Annotated in this window: 12 protein-coding genes; 9 read left to right on the forward strand and 3 right to left on the reverse strand. The window is 45.8% G+C overall.

All coding sequences use genetic code 11. The features are described 5' to 3' along the window. Positions 1 to 296: 296 nt before the first annotated feature. On the forward strand, positions 297 to 506 hold the full coding sequence (locus AYJ58_RS11360; protein WP_011789734.1) for a cold-shock protein: 210 nt from the start codon (positions 297 to 299) through the stop codon (positions 504 to 506). 681 nt (positions 507 to 1,187) lie between these two features. Here AYJ58_RS11360 and AYJ58_RS11365 read toward each other — a convergent pair. Beyond that, the gene (locus AYJ58_RS11365) at positions 1,188 to 2,747 is read right to left on the reverse strand and encodes a SulP family inorganic anion transporter (protein ID WP_106650210.1); all 1,560 of its coding nucleotides are present in this window, start codon (positions 2,745 to 2,747) and stop codon (positions 1,188 to 1,190) included. 153 nt (positions 2,748 to 2,900) lie between these two features. Next, positions 2,901 to 6,347 carry a ribonuclease E gene (gene rne / locus AYJ58_RS11370; RefSeq protein WP_106650211.1) on the reverse strand — a complete coding sequence of 1,149 codons (3,447 nt, stop codon included), beginning with the start codon at positions 6,345 to 6,347 and terminating at the stop codon, positions 2,901 to 2,903. 542 nt (positions 6,348 to 6,889) lie between these two features. On the opposite strand from rne, the gene rluC reads away from it, so the two are divergent. Then, positions 6,890 to 7,849, forward strand: coding sequence for a 23S rRNA pseudouridine(955/2504/2580) synthase RluC (gene rluC, locus AYJ58_RS11375; RefSeq protein ID WP_106650212.1), 960 nt, complete (start codon positions 6,890 to 6,892; stop codon positions 7,847 to 7,849). Between the two features lie 22 nt (positions 7,850 to 7,871). Next, complete coding sequence (locus tag AYJ58_RS11380) at positions 7,872 to 8,588, forward strand: HAD family hydrolase (RefSeq protein ID WP_106650213.1); 717 nt, start codon at positions 7,872 to 7,874, stop codon at positions 8,586 to 8,588. 195 nt (positions 8,589 to 8,783) lie between these two features. Here AYJ58_RS11380 and AYJ58_RS11385 read toward each other — a convergent pair whose 3' ends face one another. After that, positions 8,784 to 9,368 (reverse strand): Maf family protein, encoded by a 585-nt coding sequence (locus AYJ58_RS11385; protein WP_198555429.1) that lies wholly within the window; start codon positions 9,366 to 9,368, stop codon positions 8,784 to 8,786. 262 nt (positions 9,369 to 9,630) lie between these two features. Between AYJ58_RS11385 and yceD the strand changes: the two genes are divergently transcribed. The 6 genes from yceD to fabG are packed head-to-tail and all read left to right on the forward strand — an operon-like array spanning position 9,631 to position 14,098. Then, positions 9,631 to 10,155, forward strand: a complete 525-nt coding sequence (gene yceD / locus AYJ58_RS11390; protein ID WP_106650215.1) for a 23S rRNA accumulation protein YceD — start codon at positions 9,631 to 9,633, stop codon at positions 10,153 to 10,155. A 16-nt stretch (positions 10,156 to 10,171) separates the two neighbouring features. After that, a complete protein-coding gene (rpmF, locus tag AYJ58_RS11395; protein ID WP_006081226.1) occupies positions 10,172 to 10,342 on the forward strand; it encodes a 50S ribosomal protein L32 in 171 nt (56 codons plus the stop codon). Between the two features lie 15 nt (positions 10,343 to 10,357). Then, positions 10,358 to 11,386 carry a phosphate acyltransferase PlsX gene (gene plsX, locus AYJ58_RS11400; protein ID WP_106650216.1) on the forward strand — a complete coding sequence of 343 codons (1,029 nt, stop codon included), beginning with the start codon at positions 10,358 to 10,360 and terminating at the stop codon, positions 11,384 to 11,386. 9 nt (positions 11,387 to 11,395) lie between these two features. Further along, a complete protein-coding gene (locus tag AYJ58_RS11405) occupies positions 11,396 to 12,355 on the forward strand; it encodes a beta-ketoacyl-ACP synthase III (RefSeq protein WP_106650217.1) in 960 nt (319 codons plus the stop codon). Between the two features lie 60 nt (positions 12,356 to 12,415). Beyond that, positions 12,416 to 13,342: an ACP S-malonyltransferase gene (fabD, locus tag AYJ58_RS11410; protein WP_106650218.1), complete on the forward strand. Its 927-nt coding sequence runs from the start codon at positions 12,416 to 12,418 to the stop codon at positions 13,340 to 13,342. 9 nt (positions 13,343 to 13,351) lie between these two features. Then, positions 13,352 to 14,098: a 3-oxoacyl-ACP reductase FabG gene (gene fabG, locus AYJ58_RS11415; RefSeq protein WP_006081230.1), complete on the forward strand. Its 747-nt coding sequence runs from the start codon at positions 13,352 to 13,354 to the stop codon at positions 14,096 to 14,098. The last annotated feature ends 94 nt before the right edge of the window (positions 14,099 to 14,192 follow it).

Consider the following 14,192-nt stretch of genomic DNA (forward strand, 5'->3'; position numbering starts at 1 on the left):
TAAGCTATTGAAATAAATTATTTAAAGTGTTTAACTGTAAATGCTAAGCAGCATGAACTGAATGTTCTGCTAGCCGGTTGCAAAACCGCAAAGTAGATTTAGGCAAAATAAATAATCCAAAGTGTCGCAGTGTGTTGACTTATCTTTAGAATGGTTTATAGTCTTATCAGCTTGAAGGTTGGGCTTATATTTATGTGTTCAATACGACCAGTTCGTCCTGTAAACATAAGTAATACCGGCATTTTCCAGCTCCACCGCCGTTAAGGCTTTAATTTTTTATTTACAGGATTTATATCATGTCTCAAGTTACTGGTGTTGTTAAGTGGTTCAACTCTGACAAAGGTTTCGGATTCATTGAGCAAGAATCTGGTCCAGACGTATTCGTACATTTCCGTGCGATCAACTCTGACGGTTTCAAAACTCTTGATGAAGGCCAAAAAGTGTCTTTCACTGTGACTCAAGGTCAAAAAGGTCCACAAGCTGAAAACGTAACTATCATTGGTTAATTTTCAGTGCTGTTAGCCTAGAGCTGATAGCAATGGATTAAAGGGCTATGGTTATTCCATGGCTCTTTTTATTTGTGTGAAATTTAACATTCTTTTGTAGGTTAGTTGGTCTTCTAGATTGTGTAGTCTTCTCCGTTAAAAGTTATATAAATAGTCGCTAGATTAATGAGCTTAGGTTGCTCAATTGGCTTCTTAGTCTACCGTAATAGTTGTTAGCACCTACTTTCAGATTTTCTCTTTATCTCCAAGACACATCATTTCTAGAGAGTTAAACTTCAATTAAATTCTTTCGATTCATCCTCCATGTTTTGCATCAGTTGCATTACACTCTATTACACATCTCGATACTGTATTCAGTGTAAGTGTAACCTCAATTCTAGGCCGATAACGCATTTATCCTATCATATTCTCGTTGCATGGATCAGGAGAAGCAGACATCGCAGGGGCATTATTATTGCTTTGGAGTCTGTTGGTGTAGGTCTGCATAAGTGAATGCATAACTATAAATCTCGTCATGACTAAGTTTAGACGTGTTAGAACTGAGGTGATGAGGAGTTACTTATTGATATAAATCAGCTTTACCGTTAAATGATAAGCGATAATAAAAAAGCCTGAACATTGCGATTCAGGCTTTGGTATTTCATATTTAATTTAAGCTAGCACTTATTGTTGAAAATTAGATTATGAATCCAGCTTATCATCGGCCACTTTATAGTGAGGATCATCGAGTTGATTCACTTCGACGAGATCACCCGCTTTATGCAGTAGGGCTTTACAGTCAGCGCTCAAGTGGATCAAGTGTAACTTCTTACCAGCATTACCATAACGCTCAGCGAGCGTGTCTATTGCTTCTAATGCGGAGTGATCGGCGACTCGAGAGTTCTTAAAGTCGATAACCACATCTTGAGGATCTTTTGCTGGGTCAAATAATTCGAGGAAGTTTGCGATTGAGCCGAAAAACAATGGACCATTGAGTTTGTAGACTTTCCAGCCTTGATTGTTCTGCTCTTCAGTCACATTGATATGCTTGGCATGTTCCCAGGCAAAGACTAAGGCTGAAACGATGACACCGACAAATACCGCAAATGCTAGATCGGTAAATACGGTTACCGTTGTCACTAGCACGATAACGAAGGCATCGTGTTTCGGGACCTTGCCCATAAACTTAAAGCTTGCCCATTCAAAGGTGCCGAGCACAACGATAAACATCACTCCAACCAGCGCCGCAAGGGGAATAATCTCAATAAATGAAGCGCCAAATAAGATAAAGGCAAGCAGTGCAACTGCAGCTGTAATTCCTGATAATCGGCCGCGTCCACCCGAGTTAATGTTAATCATAGATTGACCTATCATGGCACAACCACCCATAGCGCCGAAGAAACCGCTGGTGATGTTTCCAAGGCCTTGGCCGACGCATTCTTTGTTGCTGCGGCCACGGGTATTGGTCATCTCATCTATCACAGTCAGCGTTAGCAGAGATTCGATAAGACCGACTGCCGCCAAGATGCAGGAATAGGGCAGGATGATATATAAGGTTTCAAGATTAAAAGGCACAGAGGGAATCGCAAAGCTAGGTAATGAACCTGCTATGGTCGCATTGTCGTTACCACTCATGGTTTTGAGGAAATCGAGTACGTTACGAGTATCCAGATCGAGTCCTACGACAAGTGCCGTCACAGTGAGGATTGCGGCTAATGATGAAGGGACTGCTGTGGTGATCTTAGGCAGAAAATAAATAATGGCCATCGTCAGAGCCACTAAACCTAACATCAACATTAATGGTTCTTGGGGCAGCCAGACTAGATTTCCGCTGGCATCTTTAACTTTAAACTGACCTAACTGGGCGAGGAAAATTACAATCGCTAGACCATTCACAAAGCCAATCATGACGGGATAGGGCACTATGCGAATGAATTTACCGAGTTTACACACGCCAGCAGAGATCTGGATAAGTCCCGTTAAGACCACGGCAGCAAATAAATATTGGACACCGTGCTCAACGACCAAAGACACCATGACAACGGCCATAGCGCCTGTCGCCCCCGAAATCATTCCAGGACGGCCACCAATCAGTGCCGTTATTAGCCCCATAATAAAGGCGGCATAAAGTCCAACCATAGGCTCTACATGGGCGACAAAGGCAAATGCGACCGCTTCAGGAATAAGCGCAAGTGCAACTGTTAGCCCTGAAAGCACATCGGCTTTATGGCTAGACGTTTTGTGGCGAATGAGATCAAACATTGAACCTCTGTTATTAAGTTGTTGTGTGGATAAAAATAAGGCGCGAATACTAACAAAAAAATGGATTGAGCTAAACCTTAAATATAGTGTGAGTTTTACGATAGAAATAAAAAAGCCATGCAATCGCATGGCTTTTCTGACTAACTAAAGTGGTTATGGACGAGCCATATCCGACTCAGCACCGTTAGTGAGTTTAATTTTGGCAGTAGGCTCTTCGGTTGCAGTATTCTCATACTCGCGTCCTTTAGGCACTGCCACTTGCTCTCTCACTTCAACTACAGGCTTGGTCATATCCGAAGACACCATAGAACCAAAACGGCTTGCGGCTTTCGGCTTGTTGACTACAAGGGCGTCAGTGATTTGCGGATTCACTGTCGTTGGGGCCACTTGCACTGTTGCTTGAGGCTTAGCGATAGCAGCAGGTTTTGCCATTGGAGCAGAGGCTGCAGCTTTAATCGCTTCTTTAACTTCAACACTTGGTGCAACGCTTGGCTCTACAGCAGTTTCAGTCTTAGCCACTTCAACTTTAGCCGCTTCAACTTTTAGCGCAGCTGGTGTAACCGCTGGGCTTTCAACTACAGGGGCGTTAACCACTTCGGTTTCTACTGCAACGCTGGCTACTGGAGCTTCAACGACTGGTGCAACGTCAATTTTAACTTCAACCGTTTTTGGCGCATCCGCTTCAGTGGCTATAGTCTCAACTGGCTTAGTATCAACTTGCTGAGTTTCGACTGATGCAACGTCACTTGCTGGCGTTTCAACTTTCGCTTCAGCTTTAACGACTGCAGGAGCTTCAACAACAGGTGCTTCGCTAGCTTGTGCTGTTTCTACTTCAACAGATTTAGCCATTGCTTGAGTTTCTGTCACTGCATCTGTTTTAGTTGCAACAACTGGCGCTTCTACACGGACACTGGCGACTTCGCTTGGATACTCTTGGTCAGCACCCAATTCATCGTTAGGGATGAATTGCGCTGGCGTTGATGTACCTTGGTCATCTTCGTCGCGACGACGGCGTTGACCCGCTGCACGAAGGTGACGCGGGCTACGACGGCTACGACGTTGACCATCTCTTTGCTCGCGTTTTGCTTGATCATCAGCAGTTTCGCTTTCAGCATCAATTGTGTCGTTATCTTGCGATATCGCATCCATAGGTGCTACAACATCAGCTGTAACCACTTCAGTTTGTTCAGCTGTTTTCACTGGCTCAACTGCTGGGGCTTCAGTTTCTGTAGACATTACTGCTTTTTCTTCTACTGCAATATTTTCTGCCGCTTCTTGAACAGGTGCCGTTTCTTTACGAGGCTGACGACGTGTTCTTGGTGCTTTTGTTTCAGTTGGTGCTTGGGCAACTTCAGTTTTAGTGTCAACACTGATAGTGCTCGCCGCCGCGGCGTTAACTGCAGCAATCTCAGCTAATACTTCAGCGGCATCTTCTGGTGCAATTGGAATAGCATTATCTGGCGTGTTATGGCCATTATCGATACGCACCTTACGGCGCATGTTACGACGTTGACGACGTTCACGGGCGACTTCTTGCTTAGGTGCATCGGCTTCTACGTCAGCAACCACGTCTTTTGGTGCTTGTACACGTGGCTTAGGTTCGGATCGCGCTGGACGTTTAGTTTCTTCTTTCTCACGAACAGGACGTTCTTGAGCGCTTGTATTTACCGCTGCATCGGCCGGTTTTTTCGAATTACGGCTGCGTGGCTCACGAGTGCCTTCTTTTGCTTTGTCGGCATCTTGGGCATTACGTGGGCGGCGAGTATCGTTGCGACGGTTACGGCGGTTAGCGTTAGCTGCACTGGTATCGGTTGTTTTAGTTTCAACAACTTTTACGGGTTCTGCTTTTTCGCTTGGTGCAAACATGGCACTGATTGCACTCACAAGCTTGCTGAAGAAGCCTGGTTGTGGCGCTTCAACTTTCACCGTTGGTGATGGGGCTTGTTCCACTTTCTGTGGCGCGGCAAACCCTTTTAATGCCGGAATAGGCGCTGCGGTACGTTCCAGTTTACGTGGCTCATACAATTTGGCTTCAGGCTGTTCGATACGCTTATAGCTCGATTCGCTGATTTCATCATCACTACGGTGACGGATCACGCGATAATCTGGCGTCATCATGTGCGCATCAGGTATCACATATACTTCGACATCGTGACGTTGCTCTGTGATGCGAATGGCTTTGCGTTTCTCGTTTAACAAGAATGCCGCCACATCGACAGGCACAATGGCTTCGATTTGCGAGGTATTTTCTTTGATGGCTTCTTCTTCCATCAAACGTAAAATCGACAGTGCTAAAGACTCTGTACTGCGAATCGTCCCTTGACCGTGACAGCGAGGGCAGATGTGCGCAGCGGATTCTTCTAAGGATGGACGCAGACGTTGACGCGACATTTCCATCAAACCGAAACGCGAGATGCGACCTAGCTGCACACGGGCGCGGTCGTGGTGCACAGCATCACGTAAACGGTTTTCCACTTCACGTTGATGGCGCACAGGCGTCATATCGATAAAGTCGATCACCACTAAGCCACCTAAGTCACGTAGACGTAATTGACGGGCAATTTCATCGGCGGCTTCAAGGTTAGTGTTAAGTGCAGTCTCTTCAATATCGCCGCCTTTAGTGGCACGGGCAGAGTTGATATCGATTGAGGTTAAGGCTTCCGTTGGGTCGATAACAATCGAGCCGCCAGATGGCAGACGTACTTCACGTTGGAAGGCGGATTCGATTTGTGATTCGATTTGGAAGTGAGTGAATAACGGCACTTCGGCTTCGTAAAGTTTGACGCGCTCAACGAAATCTGGGCGAACTAAGGCGATATGTTGCTTAGCTTCTTCGAAAATACGGGGATGATCGATGAGGATCTCGCCCACATCACGGCGTAAATAGTCACGAATAGCGCGCACGATCACATTGCTTTCTTGGTGAATTAAGAAAGGAGCGCCTTTAACTTGTGAAGCTTCGGTGATTGCCGCCCAGTGGTGTTGCAGAACTTTTAAGTCCCACTTTAATTCGGCTGATTCTTTGCCTACACCGGCAGTACGAACGATAAGCCCCATGCCCGCTGGCACTTCTAAATCGGCCATTGCTTCTTTTAACTCAGTACGCTCATCACCTTCGATGCGACGAGAAATCCCGCCTGCACGTGGGTTGTTTGGCATTAATACTAAGTAAGAGCCTGCAAGGCTGATGAAGGTCGTTAAGGCTGCGCCTTTATTGCCGCGTTCTTCTTTGTCAATTTGGACAATAACTTCCTGTCCTTCACTGACCACTTCTTTGATATTTGGGCGACCTTGGAACGAATACCCTTTCGGGAAATATTCTCTGGCGATTTCTTTTAGCGGTAAAAAGCCGTGACGATCAGCACCGTAGTCAACGAAAGCGGCTTCTAAAGATGGTTCTACGCGGGTAATTTTACCTTTGTAAATGTTTGATTTTTTTTGCTCATGACCTGGACTTTCAATATCTAGATCATACAGTTGTTGCCCATCAACAAGGGCAACACGCAACTCTTCTGATTGAGTTGCATTAATTAACATACGTTTCATGATGACGTCATTCTTCTTTAAATAGAGGTCATCAAACATCGCGCTTCGCTGCATTACGGGCCTAGCAGTAGGTCAACTGAGCCTCACGGCTGGTGGCTAGGCAAGAGGTGCGCATTGCTGTTAGACGCAGTCGCTGCGTGTCGCATCCTATTTATGGCTTATTTTTTAATGATTACAAAAACAAGGAATTCGTTGTAAAACATCAACCAACCCCATAAATTCTTTAGTTTCTTTCCGGTAATGCCCAAGTCGAATCGGTTTGTCTGACGACAAGTTAAAATATCCTTCGAAATCGGGGAGGAAAATCTAGGGTAAACCTTATTAAAGTAAGGCGACTTTCTCGATTTAATCGTAAAAAACGCATTTGTGGTATTTTTACTTATTATACGATTTGCAAATCAATGACTTGCTATCAGGAAAGTGTTTTTTTATCCGTTAAATTTTCCGCTTGGGATCAGGGCGTTGTGAACACTTTATTCACGGCTTATCCCTAATCGCTGGTGAAATATAGCAATAATCAAAAAATTCAGCAATGGAAAGGCACAATTCTTCTCAGTTGTTGTACAATGGCGACCGTTATAATTAGATGGCGCATCATGAATATAGAATCCACCACACAACAGGTTCAGTTGATCACGATTGATGAAGATCACTTTGAACAGCGTATCGATAACTACTTAATGACCAAGCTGAAGGGCGTGCCGAAAAGCATGATCTATCGGATTGTCCGCAAGGGCGAGGTTCGAGTGAATAAGAAACGCATCAAACCCGAGTATAAATTGCAGATTGGTGACATAGTACGTATTCCGCCTGTCCGAGTGGCAGAGCCAGATAATCGTACCGCGCCATCGGCGAACTTAAGCAAAGTTTCGCAACTCGAAGACCGTATTCTGCACGAAGACAATCATTTGATCGTGTTGAATAAACCTGCAGGTATTGCTGTGCATGGCGGTAGTGGTGTCGATTACGGTGTGATTGAAGCCCTGCGTTCGCTGCGCCCTCAACAGAAGTTTTTAGAGTTAGTACATCGTCTCGATAAAGATACTTCGGGTGTGTTGTTGGTGGCAAAAAAACGTAGTGCGCTTAAACATCTGCATGATCAGCTTCGATATAAAAAGATGCAGAAAGACTATTTGGCTTTAGTGAAAGGTGAATGGTCTGCACAAGATAAAGCCGTTAAACAGCCTTTATTAAAAATCACCCTTAAATCCGGTGAACGCATTGTACGTGTTAATGCGGAAGGGAAACCTTCAGAAACGCGCTTTAAAATTATGCAGCGTTACCAAGGTTGTACGCTTGTGAAGGCAAGCCCTGTCACTGGGCGGACTCACCAAATTCGGGTGCATTGCCAATTTGCGGGTCATCCTATCGCCTGTGATGATAAATACAGCGAGCAAGGGTTTGACGACAGCATGCGTGCATTAGGCTTAACTCGACTCTTTTTACATGCGGCTGAGTTGATGTTCATTCATCCAGAAAATGATGAAGTGATGCGGGTTTCTGCGCCTTTAGATGAAAATTTGTCGCAATTACTCGATAAGTTAAAGCGTGCGTAGTCAACAGGGATAGGTTTCAAGGATGAAGATAAAGCAATACGATTTAGTGATTTTCGATTGGGATGGCACTCTGATGGATTCCATCGGTAAAATTATCACCTGTATTGAAAATATGGCTAGGGCATTGCAATTACCTATCCCAAGCGAAAGCGATATTCGCGATATTATCGGTCTTTCTATGACAGAAGCGCTGCGAGTCCTGTTTCCTCAGGGACTCAATCTCAGCGCTTCTTCTGTATATTCTCAGCCTCAACATCCTAAAAATGCATTTGGTCAAGGCGAAGATGATCAATATCAGCAGATGCGCGCCGAGTTTAAAGCGCAATATTTGCATTTAGACGCCACGCCAACACCGCTCTTTGCACAAGCGCCCCTTTTAATCGACCAGTTACATACTCAAGGTTATCAATTAGCCGTTGCAACCGGTAAGGCTCGTGCGGGACTTGATCGCGTTTTTGAGCAAACGGGCTTAGGTCGTTACTTTGTTGCGTCACGCTGCGCCGATGACGTGCACAGCAAACCCCATCCTGAAATGATCTCAAGCTTACTGAAAGAATTGAATATTGCACCGAACAGAGCTTTAATGGTGGGTGATTCTCTGCTGGATTTAACCATGGCGGCCAATGCAGGGATTGATAGCGTTGGTGTGACCTATGGCGCTCATAGTGCCGAAAAGTTGCTGCGGGCGAAACCTATTGCCTTGATTGATTCACCTGCGCAATTGCTGCAATACCTCTAGCCTTGCTATTTAGTGCTGAAGCGGCAATACATGCCGCTAGGCATGAGTACTTCCTAGTTACCTTTATTTACGTCCTATCTTCTCGTCAATAAAACGAATCTGCTGCTCGGCATTTATTGGTGCGCTTAATCGATTTAATAAACAGAGTTCGCTGAGCAAAACTTCAGCAAACGAATAAGCAAATGTTTATGCCCATTAAGCGAGAACGTCTACCCCTTGGGCTAGCAGCATTTCGGTCAGTAAAATCAGTGGTAAGCCAACCAAGGTATTAGGATCGCGACCTTCAAGCTCGGTAAATAACGCGATACCTAAGCCTTCGCTCTTAAAACTGCCCGCGCAATAATAGGGCTGTTCTTTTTCTACGTAGGCGACAATTTGCGCATGGCTAAGATGCCTGAAATGCACCGTAAAGGGTTCAACCTCGGCGGCCATGGCGCCCGTTTCGGCGTTGTAGAGTGCAAGACCCGTATAAAAGGTGATGGTTTTACCAGAGGCTTGGGTGAGCTGCGCGACGGCATTGTCAAAATGATGTGGCTTACCAATAATCTTGCCATCAATGACGGCAACTTGATCGGAGCCAATAATCAGCCCCTCGGGGAATTGTTCTGCACCTGCGACGGCTTTTGCTTGGGCTAATCGAAGCACTAAGGCATGGGCCGATTCATCGATATACGCTGTTTCGTCAATATCAGGATTACAGCATTCGAAGGGAAGACCGAGTTTCTGCAGTAAAGATTGTCGGTATACAGAGGTCGAAGCTAATATCAATCGGGTTGGCATAATGGGGTATCCGCAAAAGAGTGACTCATATTGTGACCAATCTGCGCGAGAGAGTGCAAGAATTTTGTCTTTTACGGTTTCTTTTCAGCGAATGCGGCTATTTTAGTCGGCTTATGCTTGTATGCGACCTCGTGCTTGGGTAATATTTCGCTTCCGTCAATTTCAATGTTGGGGCAGGAGAAAGGCTTAAGTCGCAAACTGGGACTTAAGTTAGTAATTTTTCTTTGACTCTAGCGTTTTCAAACTATAATATGCGCGCCTTATGCAAACAGTAAAGATACCGGTTTCAATTGATCCTATCCGCGCCGCCTCGAGCTGCTCCTCTTATCAGGGGATAGTGCCTGGGCAGCAATTGAAAAGATTAAATGAGTTATGTGCCGGCGACTGTTCCGATGTGGCAGTGTCGCTTGAATGTGGCGTAGATTTACAGGGGATAGTCTACCTGAAAGGGAAGGCTGTGACGGAGCTCACTCTGATATGTCAACGTTGCATGACACTATTTACCACTGAGGTTACGGTCGAGTTTTGCTTCGGTCCATGCCGGACTAAGGCAGAAATCGATGAGCTCCCGGATGCGTATGACCCAATTGAGTGCAATGAAATTGGCGAAGTGCGTCTACATCAATTGATCGAAGATGAATTGATAGTCGCTATGCCGATAATCCCAATGCATCAAGAAATTGATTGCAGTGCGGGATCTAAAGACATGGTTGTAGGCGAGATCGAACCCGCTCAAGAGGAGCGTCCAAATCCGTTTGCAGTGTTAGAAAAACTGAAGAGCAAGTAATCTAGGAGACAGGCCAATGGCTGTACAACAGAACAAAAAATCACGTTCAAAGCGCGGAATGCGCCGTTCACATGACGCACTGAGCACTGCTCAGCTGTCTGTAGACGCTACCAGCGGTGAAATCCATATGCGTCACAATGTGACTGCAGATGGCTTCTATCGCGGTAAAAAGGTAATCAACAAGTAATTTGTTGGTTTCCTAATGACGAATCTGACGCTTGCGTTAGATGCAATGGGTGGTGATCATGGCCCCCACGTCACGGTGCCTGCAGCCTTGCGGGCACTAAAATTACATTCTTTTCTTAAAATCATTTTAGTCGGTGACAAGACTGAAATTGATGTCTATCTACGTCAAACCGAAGCAAATCTACTTTCACGCATAAAAATCATTCATACCGATGAAGTCGTTAGTATGTCCGATCGACCTGTGCATGCTTTGCGTACACGTAAAAACAGTTCCATGCGATTGGCGATTGAGTTAGTGCGTGACGACCGCGCACAAGCGTGTGTGAGTGCCGGTAACACTGGGGCGCTGATGGCAATGGCGAAAGTATTGCTGAAGACCTTGCCTGGTGTTGATCGACCCGCCTTAGTGAGTTGTTTACCTGCGGTGACTCAAAAACCGGTTTATTTGTTGGATTTGGGCGCGAATATTTCCTGTGACTCGGAAACCTTATTTCAATTTGCTGTGATGGGCTCAGTCCTGTGCGAAGCGGTAGATAAGAAATCTCGGCCAAAAGTCGCTTTGCTCAATGTGGGCATTGAAGAGATTAAAGGTAACGATCAAGTTCAGCAAGCGGCGCAGTTACTGCAACACACAGAACAAATCAATTACACGGGTTTTATCGAAGGGGATGAAATCTACTCCGGTAATGTGGATGTCATTGTTTGTGATGGGTTTGTGGGTAACATCACGCTTAAAACCTCCGAAGGCATTGCCAAATTATTGGTACATCAGTTAAAACGGGGACTAACCCAAGGTTTATTTGTTCGTTTTCTGGCTAAACTTATCGCCCCACGTATTCAGGCGGTCCTTAGTCAGATGAACCCCGACCACTATAACGGTGCAAGTCTGATAGGATTGCGCGGAATAGTTGTAAAAAGCCATGGAAACGCGGATGAAACTGCCTATTTACAAGCAATTAGTTTGGCAGTAACGGAAGCTCAACGTCGACTCCCTGAAATGATAAAAGATCGTTTGGAGTCGATTCTTTTAGATATAAATAACTGATCCCTCCTTATGCATACAAAAATTCTCGGAACTGGTAGTTATCTGCCAGTGCAGGTGCGTAGCAATCAAGATTTGGAACAAATGGTGGAAACCAGTGACCAATGGATTGTTGAACGTACAGGTATATCAGAACGTCGCATCGCGGCCTTCGATGAAACCGTTTCAACTATGGGCTACCAAGCGGCACTCAAAGCGCTGGAAATGGCTGGCATAGAAGCATCAGATTTAGACATGATCGTTTGCGGTACCACCAGTGCCCCCAATGCTTTTCCAGCAGCGGCCTGTGAAATCCAAGCCATGCTTGGCGTGCATACCATTCCAGCATTTGACATCGCTGCGGCTTGCTCAGGCTTTGTTTATGCTTTATCTGTCGCCGACCAATTTGTAAAAACGGGCGCGGCTAAAAAAGTATTAGTGATTGGTGCCGATGTGCTGTCTCGACTATGTGAGCCAGAAGATCGTTCAACCATTATTTTATTTGGTGATGGTGCGGGCGCCGTTGTGATTGGCGCATCTGAAACGCCAGGGATCATTTCGACCCACATTTATGCCGATGGTCGCCAAGGCGACTTATTGAAATGCGCATTTCCACCACGTAAAGGCGAAACCTCAGAAGCGGTCGGCTTTATGACCATGAAAGGTAACGATGTCTTTAAAGTGGCTGTGACTCAATTGTCCCATGTTGTGACAGAGACTTTGCGCATCAACAATATCGATAAGTCAGAAATTGACTGGTTAGTGCCACATCAAGCTAACTTCCGTATTATTAATGCCACCGCGAAAAAGCTCGATATGAGTCTTGATAAAGTCGTATTGACCTTAGCTAAACACGGTAATACCTCGGCGGCCTCTGTGCCTATCGCATTAGATGAAGCCGTGCGTGATGGCCGTATTCAGCGTGGGCACCTACTGCTGCTCGAGGCCTTTGGTGCTGGTTTTGCGTGGGGTAGTGCGCTTATCCGCTTCTAAGCTCTACATATGTTTCCACATGATTTTCAATAAATTAAGTTAGCCATAGGTAATTTGAATATGGAAAATGTTGCTTTTGTATTTCCAGGCCAAGGTTCACAAGCCCTAGGCATGTTAGCCGAGCTTGCCGAATCACACGCCGTTGTTGGGCAAACCTTTGCCGAGGCGAGTGACGTCTTAGGTTATGACCTGTGGGCATTGGTGCAGCAAGGTCCCGTTGAAAGCTTAAATGAAACCGATAAAACCCAGCCAGCCCTATTAGCGGCGAGCGTGGCGATTTGGCGTGCTTACGTGGCTTCAGGCAAACCTATGCCAGCCATGTTAGCGGGTCACAGCTTAGGCGAGTATTCTGCTTTAGTGTGCGCCGGAGTCATGGATTTTAAAGACGCAATTAAGTTGGTTGAATTACGCGGTCAGCTGATGCAGCAAGCGGTTCCCGCTGGCACAGGCGCCATGTATGCCATTATTGGGTTAGACAATGACGGTATCGCCAATGCCTGCGCCGAAGCGGCTCAAGGTGACGTGGTGAGCCCTGTCAACTTCAACAGTCCTGGTCAAGTGGTTATCGCGGGTCAAAAAGACGCCGTTGAGCGCGCTGCTGCAGCTTGTAAAGCTGCGGGTGCTAAAATGGCGGTGGCTTTACCTGTCAGCGTGCCATCACACTGCGCATTAATGAAACCTGCGGCGGATAAACTGGCCGTGGCATTAAATGATGTACAGTTTAATGCCCCAACGATTACTGTGATTAATAACGTTGATGTGGCATCACCCACCTCTGCTGATGACATTAAAGATGCATTAGTACGTCAGTTATATTGTCCTGTCCGCTGGAGCGAAACTGTTGAATTAATGGCCCAAAAAGGCATTACCCAACTGGTGGAATGTGGTCCTGGTAAAGTATTGACAGGATTAGCAAAACGAATTAATAAATCACTATCAGCCCAAGCGGTTAATGATGTTGCTTCATTAGCAGCATTAACTGAGTAAGGAGTTTATATGAGTTTCAACCTGAATTTAACAGGCAAAGTGGCTTTGGTGACTGGTGCGAGCCGCGGTATTGGCCGTGCGATCGCTGAAACACTGGTCGAAGCCGGTGCAGTGGTTATTGGAACCGCAACCAGTGAGAAGGGCGCTGCGGCGATCCAAGAATATCTGGGTGACAAAGGTTTTGGTTTAGTGCTTAATGTCACAGATAGTGAATCTGTTACACATTTATTCGCCTCGATCAAAGAAAAAGCCGGTGATGTTGATATTCTAGTCAACAACGCGGGTATAACCCGTGATAATCTGCTGATGCGGATGAAAGATGATGAATGGCAGGATATTATCGACACTAACCTGACATCGTTATTTAGACTATCAAAACCTGTGATGCGTACCATGATGAAAAAGCGCTTTGGCCGAATCATCAATATCGGTTCAGTGGTAGGCACCATGGGCAATGCAGGTCAAGTTAACTACTCGGCAGCAAAGGCGGGTTTGATTGGATTTACAAAATCTCTTGCAAGAGAGGTTGCATCTCGTCAAATTACAGTTAATGCTATCGCTCCTGGATTTATCCAGACCGATATGACAGATGAGCTGACCGAAGAGCAGCAAAAAGCTATCATGTCACAGGTTCCGATGGAACGATTAGGGCAAGCGCAAGAAATTGCCAATGCAGTGCTCTTTTTGGCCTCGGACTCAGCCGCTTACATCACAGGCGAAACTTTGCATGTGAATGGCGGCATGTACATGGTTTAAGGGCGAATGGCAGGGATTTCTGTCGCAACTGAGTAGTGATCTGTATCAATTGATAGTGAAATTTCGTGGTTAGACCACGAAAACTAAGCTTGCA

Origin of the sequence: Shewanella sp. Pdp11 (genome assembly GCF_002838165.1) — a bacterium.
In the GTDB taxonomy this organism is placed as follows: domain Bacteria; phylum Pseudomonadota; class Gammaproteobacteria; order Enterobacterales; family Shewanellaceae; genus Shewanella; species Shewanella hafniensis.